We start from the raw sequence: 16,361 nt of genomic DNA on the forward strand, positions 1-16,361 counted from the left end.
GGACGACCGTGAGCATCCCCTTTCTGATCACCGCCCTGATCGTGGTGATCACCCCGGGCACCGGGGTGTTCTTCACCGTCTCCGCCGGACTGTCCCGGGGCGCCCGGGCAGGCGTGCTGGCCGCGTTCGCCTGCACGCTGGGCGTGGTGCCGCACCTGCTGGCGGCGTTGACCGGGCTGGCGGCGCTGTTGCAGGCGAGCGCCACGGCGTTCGAGGCCGTCCGGTACCTGGGCGTCGGCTACCTGCTCTATCTGGGCTGGTCGACGATCCGCGACCGCAGCGCCTTCGCGGCGACGAGTGACCGCCCACCCCGCTCGGCGGCGCGGGTGATCGTCTCCGGTGTGCTGGTCAACCTGCTCAACCCGAAGCCGACGCTGTTCTTCGTCGCGTTCCTGCCGCAGTTCGTGGACACCACCGCCCCGGGCTCGGCCCGGGCGATGCTCGCCTGCGGCGTGGTGTTCATGCTGCTCACCTTCGTGGTGTTCAGCGGCTACGGCATCTTCGCCGCCCGCCTGCGGGACCGGGTGCTGACCCGCCCCCGCGTCACCGACTGGCTGCGCCGGTCCGTCGCCGGCACGTTCGTCGCGCTCGGCGTGACACTCGCCCTCACCGAACGATAGGAAGCCTGATGCAGTTCGAGCACTCGGCGCAGCTTCGCGCCGCACATCCCGACCTGGTCGCCGGCGTGGTGCACGCGACCGGGATCACCGCCACGGCCGACGTGGCGCAGCGTACGGCCGGCCACCTCGACCTCGCCCGAAAACGGTTGGCCGGCGGCGCCGAGAGCACCTTCGGGGAGATCCAGGCGTGGCGGCGGGCGTACGCGGCCATGGGATTACGACCCACCAAGTACCGGTGCGCGGCCGAAGCCCTGCTGCGCCGGCTACGTCTGGACGGCGAACTGCCCCGCGTGCACCCGCTGGTCGATCTCTGCAACGCCGTCTCGGCGGCCTACGCCATCCCCATCGCCGTTCTCGACCTGGACCGGGTCGACGGCGACCTGGTGGTCCGGCCGGCGCACGGCGACGAGACGTACCTCAGTTTCGCCGGCGACACCGAGCACCCCGACCCGGGCGAGGTCACCTTCGTCGACTCCGTCGGGCGGGCGCACGCCCGGCGGTGGACGAACCGGCAGAGCGCGTGGTCTGCCGTACGGGCGGGCACCTCGTCGGTGCTGATCGTCGCCGAGGCGCTGCACGAGGGTGCCGAGCCGGCCGTGACCCAGCTGGTCGACACCCTGGTGGCGGAGGTGACCGACGGGTGGTCCGTCCCGGCGACAGCCGCGGTGCTCACCGCCGCCGCGCCCCGCTTCCGCACCCCGGCGGCCACCACCCTCAGCCGTCCAGCCGGCGGACCATGTTCATGATGGACTCCACCTGCGCGCCGCCCTTGATCGGGAAGTTGGTCGCGCCCAGGTAGCCCCACCAGTCCCAGCAGCCGTTCGGGTTGCTCAGGGCGGTGCCCGCCTGCGGGTAGAGCACTACCAGGTTGTTGGTGTCCGCGTACTGGTTGAGGTTTGCCCGGTCGACGAACGCCGTGCCCACCGACCCGTACCCCTGGGCGCAGCCGTGCAGGGCGACCAGCAGCCGACACGACTGCCCGGCGGCGCAGGCCGACGGGACGTAGGCGAAGCCGTTGGCGTCCATGCTCAGCCCGTTGGCCCAGCCGTTGACCGCGAAGGTGTTCTGGTCGAAGCGCACGAGCGTGCCACCGAGAGCCGCGGTATTGGGCGCGTTCGCCCCGCCGAGCAGCTTGCGCAGCAGGGCGTTCTGCGGGTCGGTGCCGCAGTCGTTGAGGAACGGCGACGCGGTGGCCGTACACCCCGACGTGCCGTACGGGGTGACCCACGAGTGACCGGCGGCGGAGCCGCTGTCGTACTGCACGCTGGCCCCGAAGTGCTGGTAGTAGCGGACCAGGTCGTCGGTGACGGACTTCTTGACGGTGGTGTCGTTGGCGCCGTGGAACACGTACACCGGGTCGCCGGAGAGGTTGCCGACCGGGTCGACCCAGCCGTACGTCGCCCAGGTCCGGGTGTACGTCTGCAGGGCGGACACGTTCGTCGGGTACAGGTTGTCACCGCAGCCGTAGAGCGCCTGGGCAACGGTGTTCTGCGAGCAGTAGTACGGGCCCGCCGCGAAGACGGCCGCGCCCCGGATCCGGGACGAGTAGGCGACGTGCAGCTGGGTCGCCATGTAGCCACCGGAGGACACACCGGCGACGTACACCCCGGAGATGTTGTAGGTGCCCAACGACCCGGAGACTGGGGTCTTGGTGAACGGGGCCGCAGCCCGGGCGGGGGCCGCGATGGTCAGGATCAACAGGAGGACGGCGGTCAGGGCGGTGGCGGCTCTGCGCGGTGTGGTCATGGACGCTCTCCTCAGGAGCGCCGGCGGGGCGTCGGCGTTTGCCGAAGCTACCGTGACGCAGACCACACCCGATATGAGCCCGACCGACACGCCGACCGGCGTCGCTGTGTGCCCGCACCACCCACGACGGTCCCGGTGGCGCGCCTGCCGAGGTTCCCAGGTGGGCCCTGTCGACCTGCCCCGCAGGTGGGGCGTCGCAGCGCGGGGGCCGCGACCGTCATCCTCGTAACACCGCCGCGCGAACGGCGTCGGCGAACCGGCGGTTGCGGACCATCTGCCCGAGGGGCATCCCACTCTCACCACCTCCGGCGACGGTACGTCCGGCCCGGCGGGGGTACTGCGCAGCCATGCCCCAGCGATACGACAACTACCCGAGGATCGCCGTGGTCACCGGCGCGGACTCCGGCATCGGCAAGGCCAGCGCGGTCGCCCTGGCCGAGGCCGGCTTCGACATCGGCATCACCTGGTACGGCGACCCCGACGGCGCCGAGCGGACGGCGACCGAGGTCCGCTCCACCGGACGGCGGTGCGAAATCGCCGAGGCGGACTTCACCCGGCTGCCGGACGCGACCGCGGTGATCGACGAGCTGGCCGACCGGCTCGGCGGCATCGGGGTGCTGGTCAACAACGCCGGCATCGGCGGCTCGACCCCGTTCGTGGACACCGGCTGGGAGCAGTGGCGCGAGGTGCTCGCCGTGGACCTCGACGCGCCCTTCTTGTGCGCGCAACGGGCCGCGCGGCGGATGCGGGCCGCCGGCGCGGGCGGACGGATCATCAACATCACCAGCGTGCACGAGCACGCGCCCCGGGTGGGCTCGGCCGCGTACTGCGCCGCGAAGGGCGGCCTCGGGCTGCTGACCCGGGTGATGGCCCAGGAGTTGGCCGCCGAGGGGATCACCGTCAACGCCGTCGCTCCGGGCGAGATCGCCACGCCGATGACCGGTCAGGAGGACGTCGACCCGTTCACCCAGGAGCGGCCCGGCGTGCCGGTGGGACGGCCCGGCGACGCCCGGGAGGTGGCGGCCGTGGTCGCGCTGCTGGCCTCCCCCGCCGCCAGCTACGTCACCGGAGCGTCCTGGCCCGTCGACGGCGGCATGCTGCTGATGGGGCCGCAGGCCGCCGCGTTGACCACCGACGACTGGCGACGGGTCTGAGGGTCGTCAACCCAGTCGCCCGTTGGAGGTGCGGACGATGTACGCGAACTGCACGGCGAACGCCACCACGGCGACCAGCGCTCCGATGAGGATCGCGAGTCCACGACCGACACCGACGGTCCCGGTCACCAGGGCGACGCCGGCTCCGACCAGCAGCGCGTTGACCGCCCCCACCAGCGCGGCGGTGGTGAGCAGGAACTCCCAGCGGCCCGGCTGGGTGCCGACCAACGTCCAGGCCGTCCGCATGCTGCCCTCGTCGACCACCGCGTCGGCGAAGAAGTCGTGCTCGCTGGCGAACCGGTGTTGGTAGTACGCGCGGATGCGTTGGATCCGCCGCAGGTCCAGGGAGTTCTCCACGGTGGTCTCCACCAGCCGCAGAAAGGTCAACCCGCCGATGATCACCAGGGTCGGCAGCACCGCACCCAGGTAGGGCCGGACCACGGCGTCGTTGCCGGCCACGAAACCGAGCCCGATCACGGCGGCCGACAGCACCGACAGGAAGATCGTGGCGCGGCCCGTCGCCTCGGCGATCGTGCCGGAACGCGACGTCTGCAACGCGTAGTGCTCGGTGGTCAGGGCGGCGAGCAGGGCTTTCTCGCGTTCGTCGTCGTCCATCCACCCCCACCCTCCGCAGTCGCCCTGCCCCGTTACCGTCACGTTAGAAGCGGTCGAGACGGCTCGGTCGCCGAACGCGTCAGTCACGAACGGGACAGCGAGCGCCAAAGCCGGCACGTATCCTCCGCATCTCGATGATCGGCGGGGCCAGGACGGAAGGGGACCGGATGCCCGACTGGGCTGGTCGGGGCGACCGTGGGGGCCGACAACGACGTGCCTTCGGCGTCGGTGGGGCGCTGCTCGGGATCGCCCTCGTGCTGCTGCTGGCCGCCTGGCGCAGCAGCGGCTTCCTCAGCGACCTGCTGCTCAACATCGGCTCCAGCGTGGTCCTCGCGGCCATCTCGTACGTCATCTTCGACCCGCTGTTCGAGGAGGCCCGCAGGGCACGGGTGCAGGAGCACCTGAGCTTCGACCAGCACGCCTTCGTGACCCGGCTGCACCGCTCCGGACGCCGGGTGCGGATCCTCGACACCTGGACGATCCTGCTGGAGGACACGCGACGCGAGGAGGCGCTGCGGGGGGTGCGGGCGGCGCTCGCCAACGGCGCGCAGGTGCAGTTGCTCCTGCTCGACCCGGACTGCACGGCCGCGCAGCAGCGCTCGGAGGAGTTGGAGCGGCAGCGGGTGGACGTCCCGCGCCAGATCCGCACCAACCTGCGGCACCTGGCGCTGTTCCAGGAGTCGCTCGACGCCCGACTGCGGCACCGGTTGCAGGTTCGGCTCTACGACGCGTCCCCGTCGATCCAGCTCTACCAGTGGGACAGCCGGGCGCTGATCTCGTTCTTCCCGATCGGGAAGCTGTCGTTCAACGTTCCCCAGCTCGAGGTCGACATGGACAGCCCCTGGGGCGGGTTCGTGCACGCCCGTTTCGAGGAGCTGTGGGAGCACGAGCAGGCGACGGTCAACCTGGAGCGGTACTGGTCGGTCGCCGTCACGCTGCGCCACGACGACTCCGACGTGGTCGAGGTGCAGGTGCCCTACGTGAGTGTGGAGGGGCAGCACTACGTCGACTGCGGTGTGTTCAAGGTGACCGGGCCGCTGACCGTGCGGGCCGTGCTGCCACCGCGCGCGCCGGGCGGCGCCCCGAAGGTGTTCGCCCTGGCCGAGCCGGTCGACGGGGACCGCACGCCGGCCGCCACCGTGCGCAGGCACTTCGACCAGAAGTACGGCGGCGGCGACGGGCAGCGGGAGATCCGCCGGCTGGTGCCGCCACCGGACGGTTCGCGTACCCCCGCTCCCCGCTCCGCGACGGCCGGCGACGCGCACGGACGGTGACCCCCGACCCGCGGGGTCGGGATGCGGCGCGGGACAATGGGGTCGTCGCCTCGATGGCCAGGAGGACCGTTCCCCGTGTCGACCCATCCCGCGCCGCCGTCGCAGTCGGCGCAGCTGCGCGCCGACTGCGCGCGCTGTTTCGGGTTGTGCTGCGTGGTTCCCGCCTTCGCCGCGTCGGCCGACTTCGCCATCGACAAGCCGGCCGGACGGGCCTGCCCGAACCTGCGCCCGGACCACCGCTGCGGCATCCACACCGAGCTGCGGGAGCGGGGGTTCGCCGGGTGCACGGTCTTCGACTGCTTCGGGGCCGGGCAGCAGGTCGCCCAGGTCACCTTCGGTGGACGGAACTGGCGGGACGCCCCGGAGACGCTGCCCGCGATGGCCGAGGCGTTCACGGTGCTACGTCCGCTGCACGAACTGCTCTGGTATCTCGGCGAGGCGGTGTCGCTGCGCCCACCGGCCGCGCTGCGCGCCGAGCTGGAGCACGCCCGCGCCGAGATCGCCGCGCTCGCCGAGGGCGATCCGGTGCGGCTGCGCGCCGTGGACGTCGACGCGCACCGGGCCCGCGTCAACCCGCTCCTGTCGCAGGCCAGTGAGTCGGCCCGCTCCCCCGGCGGGATCGATCGGCGGGGCGCGCAACTCCTCGGGGCGGACCTGCGCCGGACGGACCTGCGCCGGGCCAACCTACGCGGCGCGCTGCTGGTCGGCGCCGACCTGCGCGGCGTCGACCTGGGTCTGGCCGACGTCACGGGCGCCGACCTGCGCGGGGCCGACCTGCGCGGCGCGGACCTACGAGCCACCCTGTTCCTGCACCAGGCTCAGCTGGACGCCGCCCGGGGTGACGTCCGCACCGGCCTGCCGGCGACGCTGACCCGGCCGGCACACTGGACGGCCCTGGCGCTCACACCGGTGCGCCGCCCCGCGCGGGCGGCCGCCCCGACCCGCCGGGGCCGCCGCCGCTGACGGCGGTGCGACGCGCCGCGCGGTACGCGGGCACCGGCAGCTCCGGCCGGCCCCACACCCGACCGGCCGCGGCCCGTACCCAGCAGGTCGACCGCGCCGTCCTCGGTAGATTCACCAGTCGTGAACCTGCCTCGGCGAGCGGCCCTGCTCATCGTGTTGATGACCGTGGCGCAACTACCGGTGGCCATGCGCCAGCTCCTCGTCGTGCTGCTCGGCCACGAGAACACGGGCAGCTTCGCCACCGCCGGAGCGGCCAGCGCCGGCTGCGGCGTCGGGCTGGCGCTCACCGCGCCGTTCGTCGGACGGCTGTTGGGCCGGATCGGTCACCGACCGGTGCTGCTGAGCACCGGCGTCGTCCACCTGGTGGCCCTGCTCGGGCTGGCGGTGACCACCAGAGCGGCGGCGTTCGTGGCATTGGCCACCGTGGCCGGGCTCAGCACACCGCCGGTGCTCGGCAGCGGACGCTCCCAGCTGGCCCGAATGGTCCCCTCCGCCGCCCTGAGCCGCGCGTACGCCATCAACGCGGTAGGGCAGGAGTTGCTGTACGTGGGCGGCCCGCTCGCGGTGACGCTGAGTCTGCTGGTCAGCGGGCCGGCGGGGGCGCTGCTGACCTTCGCCGTGATCGGCACCGCCGGACTGGTCGGCACCGCCCTCGTGGTGCCCCGTCATACCGTCGACGTCCGGGCTGCCGGACGCCGGCCCACGACCTCCGGCCGAGCGACCCGGCGCACCATGCTGAGCACCCACATCGGCTACATGGCCGCCATCGGTGGCATGTGGGTGCTGGTCCCCGCCTTCGCCACCACGGTCGGGCACCCGGACCAGGCCGGGTTGCTGGTCACCCTGTGGTCGGTGGGCAGCCTGGCCGGCGGCCTGCTGCTGGCCCGCCGGGGCCGACCCGGCACCCCCGGGGGCGCCTACCTGACGTTGGTCGGCACGCTGGCGCTCACCTCGCTGGCTCTGCTGCTGCCCCGGACCGTGCCGCAGATGGCCGTCGCGCTGGCGGTCTTCGGGCTCGCGCTGGCACCGTTTCTCGCCGTCACCGACGAACTCCTGGCCCGATCCACCCCGGCGTCCCACCTCGCCGAGGCGTACGGCTGGTTGCAGACGGCCGGGCAGATCGGTCTCGCCATCGGCTCCGCCACCGCCGGGGCGGTCACCGACCAGGTCGGCAACACCCCGGGCTTCCTGGTGGTGTCCGCGGCCCTGCTGCTCGCCTCGGCTGTCGCGTTCACCCGTCGGCGGTCCCTGCGCCTGCCGAGCGCCGCGCCGGAGCCGGCCCCGCCCACCCCGACGGCTGCTGCCGCCGCGCGAGGTTTCGCAGGTGACGACGCCGGGTAGCCACGGCCGACGCGGACCGGCATCGACGGGGGGCACGGCGTGGGCTACCGAAAGCGCGACGGTGAGCTGCCGGGCGACCCGCAGCACAGCGAGGACGAGGCCGGCCAGGTGCCGTTGGTGCAGGTCGAGGCGGACACCGAGGTCCCGCCGCCGGCCGATACCGACGTGCCACCGGACATCGTCACCGAGGACAACAGCTCGGGCATGACCGGCGGCTCCTCCGGCAGCAGCGGCGGCGGGTCAAGCATGCCGGGGCACCCCGACGCGAGCCGCCGAACCGAGCGGACGACCTAGGGCCTGTTTCATAAGAACTGGCCGGCCTGCGGCGGGCCCGGACGACGACCGGCGGCGTTGCGGTTTCGTCCGGATACAACACCGGTATCCGGACGAAACCGCGCCTTGCCGGATCGCCGCCCGGACTCCGCCTCGGCTCGACCGCCCTTATGAAACAGGCCCTAGCGGCTCGCCAGCGCCGCCCGCGCCTCGGTCATGCCCTTGTTGGCCAGACCGTCGGCGCGTTCGTTCTCCGGGTGACCGTTGTGCCCCTTCACCCACAGCCAGGTGACGTCGTGCCGCTCGCAGGCGGCCTCCAGCCGCTGCCACAGGTCGGCGTTCTTGACCGGCTGCTTCGCGGCCGTCCGCCAGCCGTTGCGCTTCCACGACGCCAGCCAGCTCGTGATGCCGTTGCGCACGTAGGTGCTGTCGGTGTGCAGCTCGACGGTGACCGGCCGGTTCAGGCTCTCCAGGGCCTGGATGGCCGCCATCAGCTCCATCCGGTTGTTGGTCGTCGGGGTGGCCTCGCCACCGCACAGCTCCCGCTCGTGGTCGCCGTAGCGCAGCAGGGCGCCCCAGCCGCCCGGCCCGGGGTTGCCGCTGCACGCCCCGTCGGTCCAGATCTGCACGCCCCTGCCGGCCGCCGCGTCCACCATGGCAGGCAACCTACCGGGCGGCGACCTCGCGCTGGCCCGTCGGGGGCCGCCACGCCGGGGCCGGAGGCACTAGGGTCTGCCGGATGGATCGACACGTCTCGTTCGACCGTCTGCACAACTTCCGCGACCTCGGTGGTCACCGCACCGACGACGGGCGTGAGGTCCGCTGGCGCCTGCTCTACCGCTCGGACTCGCTGGGCAAGCTGGCGGGCGCCGACCTGGACCGGTTCCACGCCCTCGGCATCGGCACGGTGATCGACCTGCGGTATCCGTGGGAGATCGCCGCACGGGGTCGAGCACCGCAGATCGACGGGCTGGCCTGGCACAACCTCAGCATCGAGCACCGCCCCTACGATCAGGCGACGATCGACCCGGCGGTCGACCCGTGGCGCTACCTCGCCGACCGGTACGCCGAGGTCGCCGAGGACGGCGTCGCCGAGCTGCGCCAGGCGTTGGAGGTGATCGCTGCCACCGACGCGCCGCTGGTCTTTCACTGCGCGTCCGGCAAGGACCGCACCGGCCTGCTGGCCGCGCTGCTGCTGGCCCTGCTCGGCGTCGACGAGGAGCAGATCGCCGCCGACTTCGCGCGCACCGAGCTGGCCACCGAGCGCCTCATCGCCGACTGGCGGGCCCTGAACCCCGACCGTGAGCTGCGCTGGCCCGGGTACGGACGCGCCCCCGAAGCGGTCATCCGGCACTTCCTGGCCGACCTGACCGCCGCGTACGGGTCGGTGGTCGGCTACGCCACCGACCGGCTCGGCGTGGACGAGTCGTTGACCGCTCGGCTGCGGGGGCGGCTGCTCACCGACTGAGGGCACCGCGTCGGTCGCGCCGGTGGCCGATAATCATGCGCGCGATCGCTGCCTGGTCTGTCAGAGTCGACGACCGTGGACGGGGACTGGGACGGCCTGCGGGCCGACGTACAGCAGACGATCGACGAGCTGATCGCCAGCGGCCGGGAATCCGGGGCGCAGGTCGCCGCCTACCTCGACGGCGAGCCGATCCTGACGGTGCAGGCCGGGATCGCCGACCGGGCCACCGGCCGGGCGCTGAGGGCGGACACCCCGATCTGGAGCGCGTCCACCGGCAAGGCGGTCACCTCGACCGTGGTGCACGTGCTGGCCGAGCGCGGCGAGTTGGACTACGACCTGCGGATCGCCGACGTGTGGCCGGAGTTCGCCCGGCACGGCAAGGAGCGGATCACCCTGCGGCACGCGCTCACCCACACCGCCGGCGTGCCCGCCCTGCCCGCCGACGTGACGCCGGAGGACTTCACCGACTGGGACCGGATGTGCGCCATCGTGGCCGACGCGGAGCCGATCGCCCCACCCGGCGAGGTGAAGGCCTACCACGCGTGGACCTTCGGGTGGCTCGTCGGTGAGGTGGTCCGCCGGGTGACCGGCCGGCGCGTCTCGGCGGTGGTCGCCGAGGACGTGGCCGGGCCACTCGGTGTGGCCGATGAGCTGTATCTCGGGGTTCCGCCGACCGAGCTGGGCCGGTTGGCCCGGGTCGAGGACCGCAACATGGCGGCGCTGTTCGACTACGCGAGCGCCAACCTGCCGAACTTCGACCGGGTCGCCCCGGCGGGCGTCCGACCGGGTGCGCAGGTCGGCAGCCGCGCCGACGTCCTGGCCGCCGACGTCCCGGCCACCGGCACCATGACCGCGCGGGCGGCGGCACGGATGCTCGCGGCGCTGATCGGCGAGGTGGACGGTGTCCGGCTGATCTCGCCGGCCCGGCTGCGGGAGGCGACGACGCTGGACGGGCCGCCCGGACCGGAGTGGGTGTTCGGGCAGGAGACGACCTGGGGCCTCGGGTACGCGGTGGACGACGACAGTTCGTTCGGCGCGGCCGGCAGCGGCGGCAGCCTCGCGTACGCGTACCCGCAGCTGGGGTTGACGATCGCGGCGACGAAGACGCTGCTCGGGGCCGGTGACGGTGACCCGATGGAGGACCTGCGCGTGCTGATCCGCGACCGGGTTACCGCCCGGCGCTGACCGGCCCGGGTCAGGTTTCCGAGTCGGCGACCGGCCGGAGCGGCCGGCCCACCACGGCCGCCGGGATGGCCGGCGCGGGCCGGGCGGGCCGCAGCCGGTCGCGCACGCGGTGCGCCGCGTCGCCGGCCGTGGCGGCGATCATCGGCAGCAGTCGGGTGGAGTTCATGATCGCGACCTCCTCGGCGGGGGTGGTGACGCCGTCGAGGAAGCGCAGGACCCGCTCGGGCGGGTTGCGGTCGAAGAGCCGGTCGAAGAACTCGGGACCGTCGACGCCGCCCCGGTCCAGCGCGCGCAGCGCCACCGCGTCCATCCAGCGGTGCCGGGCCGGGTACGCGGGCTGCGGCACCGGCGGCTGGCCGGCGGCGAGCGCGCGGGCCAGATGGTCGGCCTGGCGGTACATGGCGGAGAAGGTGAAGCCGGTGGAGGGGCGGGTCGCGCCCCCGGCCGTGCCGAGGCGGACGACGCGCGGTGAGGGTCGGGCCGTGAACGGCGCGTCGGTCATCGGGATCACCCCGTTCTCCACCTCGCGGACCCGCAGCCCCGCCGGGTCGAGCCCGAGCAGGTCGCGGTAGCCCGCAAGGGCCCTGTCGTACCCGGCGTCGGTGAGCAGGCCGGGTGAGAACTCGGTGTACTCGACCAGGGCGTACCGGTCGCTGACCGGCAACACGTAGCCGAAGGAGACGCCCCGGGCGGGCTGCGGGGTGCGGAAGTCCATGAGCACCGCCCGCCGCGGGTCGAACGCCGGGCGGTCGGACTCCAGCCACCAGCCGCGGAAGTGTTGCAACCAGGTCGTCCGCCCGGCTCGCGCCGGTGGGCGGGGGCGGGAGTCGAGCACCCAGCCGGCCCGTACGACACGCCCGTCGCCGGTGCGGACGACCACCCGGGTGCCGTCGTCGGTCACCGTCTCGGCCGGGGCGACGATCCGGATGGCGTCCAGCCGACGCTCGGCCTCGGCAGCCCGGTCGTAGACCGGGCCGGAGCGCAGCATGGCGTACCGCAGCGGGGTCAGGTCGAGGACGCGGCGCCGCGCGGGCGTCGCCACCTCGACCTGCCGCCAGCTCGCGCTCAGCAGCGGGTCGAGGTCGGCGCTCGGGTCGCCCCAGAACGCCCAGGTGCGGTCCTGGCCGCGCCGGCGCACCGGGTCGACGACGGCGATCCGCAGGTCGCGGACGCCGTGCCGGTCCAGCGCGGCGAGCAGCAGCGAGGCGGCGCCCCCGCCGCCGAGCAGCGCGAGATCGACGTCGAGCGGGGCGGAATCGGTCACCGCACCACGCTGCCACACCGCCCCGGCGGCCGCACACGCCGCTCCGGCGTCTCGGCCCCGCGCGAGGTTGACATGCAACCATTTGGTTGCCTAAATTGTCGGCAACCGAATGGTTGCATTTCAGGAGGGCGGCGGATGGACGAGGCGTTCCGGGCACTGGCCGATCCCGGCCGGCGACGGCTGCTCGACCGGCTCAACGCACGCAACGGCCAGACCCTGCGAGAGCTCTGCGACGGGTTGCCGACGACCCGGCAGGCGGTCAGCAAGCACCTGTCGGTGCTCGAGGCAGCCGGCCTGGTGACGACCGTCCGACGCGGCCGGGAAAAGGTGCACTACCTCAACGCCGCCCCGATCAACGCCATCGCCGACCGGTGGTTGAGCCGCTACGACCGACAGCGGGCGGCCGCGCTCGCCGACCTGAGCACAGCATTGGAGGAACAGCCCATGGCAAGCCCCACGTTCGTCTACACCACATACGTCACCACCACCCCGCAGCGGCTGTGGGCCGCGCTCACGGAGCCCGCGTTCACCCGCCGCTACTGGGGTGGGGTCGCGCTGGTGTCCGACTGGCAGGTCGGGTCGCCGGTGCTGTGGCAGGACGCGCCGGAGGGCGAGCCTCGCGATCTCGGCCAGCGGGTGCTGGTCGCCGAGCCGTACCGTCGCCTCTCCTACAGCTGGCACGGCTTCCAACCCGAGCACGCCGAGCACTTCGGCTGGTCCACCGAGGAGCTGGCCGCTCGGCTCGGCGAGCGCCGGTCGACGGTGACCTTCGAGATCGAGCCGCACGGGACCTCGGCCGTCCGGTTGACCGTCATCCACGACGACTTCTCCCCGGACAGCGAGATGCACCGGGCGATCAGCGGTCAACTCGACGGCAGCGGCGGCTGGCCGGAACTGCTGGCCAGCCTCAAGACCCTCCTGGAGACCGGCGAGCCGATGCCCGAACCTGTACCGGCCGAGCGGGCCGGCTGAGCGGGCCGGCTGAGCGGGCCGGCGGGCATTCGCGCCGTCGCCGGCCATACCTCGCCATCGGCCCAGCCGCGACAGCCCGACCCGAGCGGACATCGATCGGAGCACCGGCACCCCTGGAGGTCGTCCGGGTCTAAGCGCTGCTCTCCCCCGCCTTCGGGTGGACACGTGACGGCAACGAAGGTTTCTCATTTTCACCTGATCGGGGCCCCAACCGACCTAGTGTTGGGCACACCGGTGCTAGTCACGGAGTTGGCCACCCGAACGACGTCCCACGCAGTCAGCGGACGAAAAGTGAGGGAAGACGCGTATGAAGGTCTCAACAGCACTCTGCTCGGCGGCGCTCGGCGTGGGCCTCGGCACGCTCCTGCTGCCGGGCGCCGCACTGGCCGACACCGTCGTGTCACCGGCCACGACGCCGGTCGGAGGAACCGTCGTGCTCACCGCGACGACCTGCAACCCGAAGTCGGGTGACGTCATCTTCCGGGTCACCGGACCCAACCGCGACGAAAACGTCCGATCCACCACGGCCGCCGCCGGCGGCGGCCTCAGCGCCGAACTGTTCACCGCCGGGTTCACCCTCGGCACGTACACGGTGGCCGCGACCTGCGGCGACGGCAGCTCGGCGGGCAGCGCCACGTTCACCGTCACCCCGATCGGTGGCGCCCCGGCCGGCTCGGGCGGCGACAACCGCGACGGTCGCGACGCGGGCGCTCTCGCCGCCGGAGGCACGCTGCTCGGCACCGCCGCCGCGGGCGCGGTGCTCCTGTTCCGCCGGCGTCGTCCGGTGTCCACCGTCGCCTGACCGGCGACGCGCTCCATCCCTGAGGACGGGTGCCCGTGCCGGTGACACCGGCACGGGCACCCCGACGATCCAACGGAGGTCAGCACGTGTGGAGGCGACGGACCCTGCCGGCGGTGGTCGCCCTGCTCGGCGTGTCCGGGCTGGGGCTGATCACCGTCGGCCTCACCGCCGAGCCGGCGCGTCCCCCACGCCCGCCGGCCAACGCGCCGACACACACCCGGCCCGCGCCGGACCTGGCGCCGCTATCCCGCGCCGCGCCCGTCCGGGTCCAGATTCCCGCCATCGGTGTACGCGCGGAGATCGTCCCCGTCGGCGTGGACGCCGCCGGGGTGCTGGAAGTCCCCCCGCTGGACAAGCCGACCCTCGCCGGCTGGTACCGGCACGGTGTCAGCCCCGGAGAGACCGGCAACGCGGTCCTGGTGGGACACGTCGACTCCCCGGCCGGCCCGGCGGTCTTCTTCGACCTGGGTCGGCTGCGCGCCGGCCAGGAGATCCAGGTCACCCGCGCCGACGCGCGGGTCACCACGTTCACAGTGGACGGCGTCCACGCGTACCCCAAGGACCGCTTCCCCAGCGGCCTGGTCTACGGCCCGGCGGACGCCGCCGGACTGCGCCTGATCACCTGCGGCGGCCGGTTCGACGACGCGACCGGCAACTACGTGGACAACATCGTCGTCTTCGCCACCCGCACCGCCTGAGCCGACGGCCCGCTGTCGGGGGCGAGACGCCGCTGGGCAGAATGCGGTGGCACCATCCCCTGCGAGCACCGTGGCCGCAACGGTGCGCGGGAGGGGGCGCGTCGTGGATCAGCGAGCGGTACGGGACCGGGCCGGTCGTGGCGTACGTGCCCTGGCCCGGCGGCTGCTCGGCCGCCCGGGCGGTGAGGCTCCGACGCCCCGCCGGTCCAATCCGGACGCCGTGGTCGACTGCGCCGTCTATGTCAAGGGCCGACGGGAGCCGGGCCGGCCGCACTACGCCGACGCGTACGCCCGTGCCCGCCGGGGCCGCGACGCCTTCGTCTGGCTGGGGCTGCACGAGCCGGGCCCGGCGGTGCTCGCTGCGGTGGGGCGCACCTTCGGGCTCGACGAGCTGACCGTCGAGCAGGCGCTCGCCGACGGGCACCGACCGACCGTGCAGCGGCACGGGCCGGTCACCCTGCTGGTGCTGCGCACCGCCGGGTACGTGGAGCACGCCGAGCTGACCGACACCTCCGAGGTGATCGACACCGGCGATGTGATGGTGCTGCTCGGCGACCGGTTCGCGGTCACCGTGCGGCACGGCGCCGCCGGGGCGCTGCGGGACGTCCGCGCCGACATCGAACGCCGGCCCGCCCTGCTGGCCGCCGGTCCCTGGGCGGTGGCGTACGCGGTGTGCGCCCGGATGGTCGACACGTACCTGGAGGTGGCCGGGCACGTGGAGCGGGACCTGGAGCGCGTCGAGGAGGCGGTGTTCGCCCGGGACCGTTCGGCCGACATCCAGCACATCTACCAGCTCAAGCGGGAGGTGGTGGAGTTCAAGCGGGCCGTGCTGCCCCTGCAGACGCCCGTGCGGATGCTGCTCGACCCAGGTGCGGACGGGCCGCCGCGTGCCCTGCACCGCTGGTTCGTGGACGTGGACGGCCGGTTGGCCCGGGCGGTGGACCGGGTGGCCGCTTACGACGACCTGCTCACCTCGATCGTGCAGTCCCGGTTGGCGCAGCTCGCCGTCGAGCAGAACAACGACATGCGCAAGATCGCCGCGTGGGCGGCCATCGCGGCCACCCAGACCGGCATCGCCGGCGTCTACGGCATGAACTTCGACCACATGCCCGGGCTGGCGTGGCGCTACGGCTACGCCGGCGCTCTGGCGCTGATGGCGGCGGCGGCCCTCGCCCTGTACCGCCTGTTCCGCCGCTCCGGCTGGCTCTGAGCCGCGGCGGGTCAGCGGCGGCGGCTCAGGAAGGCGCGGATCCTCTCCCGGGGGCGGTCGGTCAGCTCCGGGCCGTGGGTGAACGCGGCGATGTCGTACTCCAACTCCCCGAGCACGTGGGAGGTCTGCCGGGTCATCCGGAAGTCGCTGCACAGCAACTTCGGTGACCAGCGGACGCCGAGCACGTTGAACAGCGCGTCCCCGGTGATCAGCAGTCGGGTCGGCTCGTGCAGCAGCGACACGTGACCGGGCGAGTGCCCGGGGGTGTGCACCACCCGCAGGCCGCCGCCGACGTCGAGCACGTCGCCGTCGGCGAGCGGCTGCGCCACCTGCACGGCGGGAAACCGGCCGCCGCCGACCCGGGTGAAGAACCGCCCGCCGGTCACCGCCGGGTCCGCGGGCGGGTTGTGGCCGGCCTCGGCGTACGGGATGTCGTCGGCGTGCGCGGCGACCGGTGCGCCGGTGCGGCGGGACATCTCGGCCGCGCCGCCCGCGTGGTCGGGGTGGGCGTGGGTGAGCACGATCCGGGTGACGTCGGCCGGCACCTTGCCCATCGCGGCCAACCCGCGCACGATCCGGGCCGGCGCTTTGGCCAGCCCGCAGTCGACGAGCGTGACACTGCCGTCGTCGTCGACGAAGGCGTACGAGTTGACGGCCGAGCGCCCCACGGTGGGGATCCGCCAGACGTTCGGGGCGAGCGATATCGCGGGGGAACGCGTCATGGCGCGAGTCTAGGAAGAATCACCAACCATCACTGCCCGTCGACCACCGGCCCG

Annotated in this window: 18 protein-coding genes; 13 read left to right on the forward strand and 5 right to left on the reverse strand. The window is 73.4% G+C overall.

What is annotated here, in order from left to right:
• Positions 1-8: 8 nt before the first annotated feature.
• Both ACGGAQ_RS31450 and ACGGAQ_RS31455 read left to right on the forward strand, forming a co-directional pair.
• A complete protein-coding gene (locus ACGGAQ_RS31450; RefSeq protein WP_354863030.1) occupies positions 9-620 on the forward strand; it encodes a LysE family translocator in 612 nt (203 codons plus the stop codon).
• An 8-nt stretch (positions 621-628) separates the two neighbouring features.
• A complete protein-coding gene (locus tag ACGGAQ_RS31455; RefSeq protein ID WP_393055533.1) occupies positions 629-1,366 on the forward strand; it encodes a B3/4 domain-containing protein in 738 nt (245 codons plus the stop codon).
• On the opposite strand, the gene ACGGAQ_RS31460 is transcribed toward ACGGAQ_RS31455, so the two are convergent.
• A complete protein-coding gene (locus ACGGAQ_RS31460) occupies positions 1,335-2,366 on the reverse strand; it encodes a poly(3-hydroxybutyrate) depolymerase (RefSeq protein ID WP_393055536.1) in 1,032 nt (343 codons plus the stop codon). The two genes, ACGGAQ_RS31455 and ACGGAQ_RS31460, sit on opposite strands and share 32 nt — an antisense overlap.
• Positions 2,367-2,713: 347 nt before the next feature.
• On the opposite strand from ACGGAQ_RS31460, the gene ACGGAQ_RS31465 reads away from it, so the two are divergent.
• Complete coding sequence (locus tag ACGGAQ_RS31465) at positions 2,714-3,520, forward strand: SDR family oxidoreductase (protein ID WP_393055539.1); 807 nt, start codon at positions 2,714-2,716, stop codon at positions 3,518-3,520.
• Between the two features lie 6 nt (positions 3,521-3,526).
• Here ACGGAQ_RS31465 and ACGGAQ_RS31470 read toward each other — a convergent pair whose 3' ends face one another.
• A complete protein-coding gene (locus tag ACGGAQ_RS31470; protein ID WP_393055542.1) occupies positions 3,527-4,135 on the reverse strand; it encodes a hypothetical protein in 609 nt (202 codons plus the stop codon).
• A 167-nt stretch (positions 4,136-4,302) separates the two neighbouring features.
• Here ACGGAQ_RS31470 and ACGGAQ_RS31475 point away from each other — a divergent pair, with 167 nt between their 5' ends.
• The 4 genes from ACGGAQ_RS31475 (at position 4,303) to ACGGAQ_RS31490 (ending at position 8,007) form a co-directional block, all read left to right on the forward strand.
• Complete coding sequence (locus tag ACGGAQ_RS31475) at positions 4,303-5,409, forward strand: DUF5919 domain-containing protein (RefSeq protein ID WP_393055545.1); 1,107 nt, start codon at positions 4,303-4,305, stop codon at positions 5,407-5,409.
• Between the two features lie 75 nt (positions 5,410-5,484).
• Positions 5,485-6,372 carry a pentapeptide repeat-containing protein gene (locus ACGGAQ_RS31480; protein ID WP_393055548.1) on the forward strand — a complete coding sequence of 296 codons (888 nt, stop codon included), beginning with the start codon at positions 5,485-5,487 and terminating at the stop codon, positions 6,370-6,372.
• A 120-nt stretch (positions 6,373-6,492) separates the two neighbouring features.
• The gene (locus ACGGAQ_RS31485; protein ID WP_393055551.1) at positions 6,493-7,713 is read left to right on the forward strand and encodes an MFS transporter; all 1,221 of its coding nucleotides are present in this window, start codon (positions 6,493-6,495) and stop codon (positions 7,711-7,713) included.
• 39 nt (positions 7,714-7,752) lie between these two features.
• A complete protein-coding gene (locus tag ACGGAQ_RS31490) occupies positions 7,753-8,007 on the forward strand; it encodes a preprotein translocase YidC (protein WP_393055554.1) in 255 nt (84 codons plus the stop codon).
• 161 nt (positions 8,008-8,168) lie between these two features.
• Here the strand turns inward: ACGGAQ_RS31490 and rnhA are convergent, their stop codons facing one another.
• Positions 8,169-8,642: a ribonuclease HI gene (rnhA, locus tag ACGGAQ_RS31495; protein ID WP_393055557.1), complete on the reverse strand. Its 474-nt coding sequence runs from the start codon at positions 8,640-8,642 to the stop codon at positions 8,169-8,171.
• Positions 8,643-8,725: 83 nt separating this feature from the next.
• Between rnhA and ACGGAQ_RS31500 the strand changes: the two genes are divergently transcribed.
• Together ACGGAQ_RS31500 and ACGGAQ_RS31505 are read left to right on the forward strand one after the other, a co-directional pair.
• Positions 8,726-9,454 carry a tyrosine-protein phosphatase gene (locus tag ACGGAQ_RS31500; RefSeq protein WP_393055560.1) on the forward strand — a complete coding sequence of 243 codons (729 nt, stop codon included), beginning with the start codon at positions 8,726-8,728 and terminating at the stop codon, positions 9,452-9,454.
• Between the two features lie 75 nt (positions 9,455-9,529).
• Positions 9,530-10,639, forward strand: coding sequence for a serine hydrolase domain-containing protein (locus ACGGAQ_RS31505; protein WP_393055563.1), 1,110 nt, complete (start codon positions 9,530-9,532; stop codon positions 10,637-10,639).
• Positions 10,640-10,649: 10 nt separating this feature from the next.
• On the opposite strand, the gene ACGGAQ_RS31510 is transcribed toward ACGGAQ_RS31505, so the two are convergent.
• The gene (locus tag ACGGAQ_RS31510) at positions 10,650-11,921 is read right to left on the reverse strand and encodes a lycopene cyclase family protein (protein WP_393055606.1); all 1,272 of its coding nucleotides are present in this window, start codon (positions 11,919-11,921) and stop codon (positions 10,650-10,652) included.
• Positions 11,922-12,038: 117 nt separating this feature from the next.
• On the opposite strand from ACGGAQ_RS31510, the gene ACGGAQ_RS31515 reads away from it, so the two are divergent.
• The 4 genes from ACGGAQ_RS31515 (at position 12,039) to ACGGAQ_RS31530 (ending at position 15,585) form a co-directional block, all read left to right on the forward strand.
• Positions 12,039-12,875: an ArsR/SmtB family transcription factor gene (locus ACGGAQ_RS31515; RefSeq protein WP_393055566.1), complete on the forward strand. Its 837-nt coding sequence runs from the start codon at positions 12,039-12,041 to the stop codon at positions 12,873-12,875.
• A 307-nt stretch (positions 12,876-13,182) separates the two neighbouring features.
• The gene (locus ACGGAQ_RS31520; RefSeq protein ID WP_354861277.1) at positions 13,183-13,677 is read left to right on the forward strand and encodes a hypothetical protein; all 495 of its coding nucleotides are present in this window, start codon (positions 13,183-13,185) and stop codon (positions 13,675-13,677) included.
• Between the two features lie 86 nt (positions 13,678-13,763).
• The gene (locus tag ACGGAQ_RS31525; protein WP_393055569.1) at positions 13,764-14,375 is read left to right on the forward strand and encodes a class F sortase; all 612 of its coding nucleotides are present in this window, start codon (positions 13,764-13,766) and stop codon (positions 14,373-14,375) included.
• A 103-nt stretch (positions 14,376-14,478) separates the two neighbouring features.
• Complete coding sequence (locus tag ACGGAQ_RS31530; RefSeq protein ID WP_393055572.1) at positions 14,479-15,585, forward strand: magnesium and cobalt transport protein CorA; 1,107 nt, start codon at positions 14,479-14,481, stop codon at positions 15,583-15,585.
• An 11-nt stretch (positions 15,586-15,596) separates the two neighbouring features.
• On the opposite strand, the gene ACGGAQ_RS31535 is transcribed toward ACGGAQ_RS31530, so the two are convergent.
• Positions 15,597-16,307 carry an MBL fold metallo-hydrolase gene (locus ACGGAQ_RS31535; protein WP_393055575.1) on the reverse strand — a complete coding sequence of 237 codons (711 nt, stop codon included), beginning with the start codon at positions 16,305-16,307 and terminating at the stop codon, positions 15,597-15,599.
• Positions 16,308-16,361: the final 54 nt, after the last annotated feature.

This window comes from Micromonospora sp. NPDC047557 (assembly GCF_043205095.1).
In the GTDB taxonomy this organism is placed as follows: domain Bacteria; phylum Actinomycetota; class Actinomycetes; order Mycobacteriales; family Micromonosporaceae; genus Micromonospora.

Bases quoted from the DNA above. Each gene is read 5' to 3' on its own strand.
- ACGGAQ_RS31475 (WP_393055545.1), top strand. From the start codon at position 4,303: ATGCCCGACTGGGCTGGTCGGGGCGACCGTGGGGGCCGACAACGACGT.
- ACGGAQ_RS31500 (WP_393055560.1), top strand. From the start codon at position 8,726: ATGGATCGACACGTCTCGTTCGACCGTCTGCACAACTTCCGCGACCTC.
- ACGGAQ_RS31470 (WP_393055542.1), bottom strand. From the start codon at position 4,135: ATGGACGACGACGAACGCGAGAAAGCCCTGCTCGCCGCCCTGACCACC.
- ACGGAQ_RS31460 (WP_393055536.1), bottom strand. From the start codon at position 2,366: ATGACCACACCGCGCAGAGCCGCCACCGCCCTGACCGCCGTCCTCCTG.
- ACGGAQ_RS31465 (WP_393055539.1), top strand. From the start codon at position 2,714: ATGCCCCAGCGATACGACAACTACCCGAGGATCGCCGTGGTCACCGGC.
- ACGGAQ_RS31535 (WP_393055575.1), bottom strand. From the start codon at position 16,307: ATGACGCGTTCCCCCGCGATATCGCTCGCCCCGAACGTCTGGCGGATC.
- rnhA (WP_393055557.1), bottom strand. From the start codon at position 8,642: ATGGTGGACGCGGCGGCCGGCAGGGGCGTGCAGATCTGGACCGACGGG.
- ACGGAQ_RS31515 (WP_393055566.1), top strand. From the start codon at position 12,039: ATGGACGAGGCGTTCCGGGCACTGGCCGATCCCGGCCGGCGACGGCTG.
- ACGGAQ_RS31455 (WP_393055533.1), top strand. From the start codon at position 629: ATGCAGTTCGAGCACTCGGCGCAGCTTCGCGCCGCACATCCCGACCTG.
- ACGGAQ_RS31520 (WP_354861277.1), top strand. From the start codon at position 13,183: ATGAAGGTCTCAACAGCACTCTGCTCGGCGGCGCTCGGCGTGGGCCTC.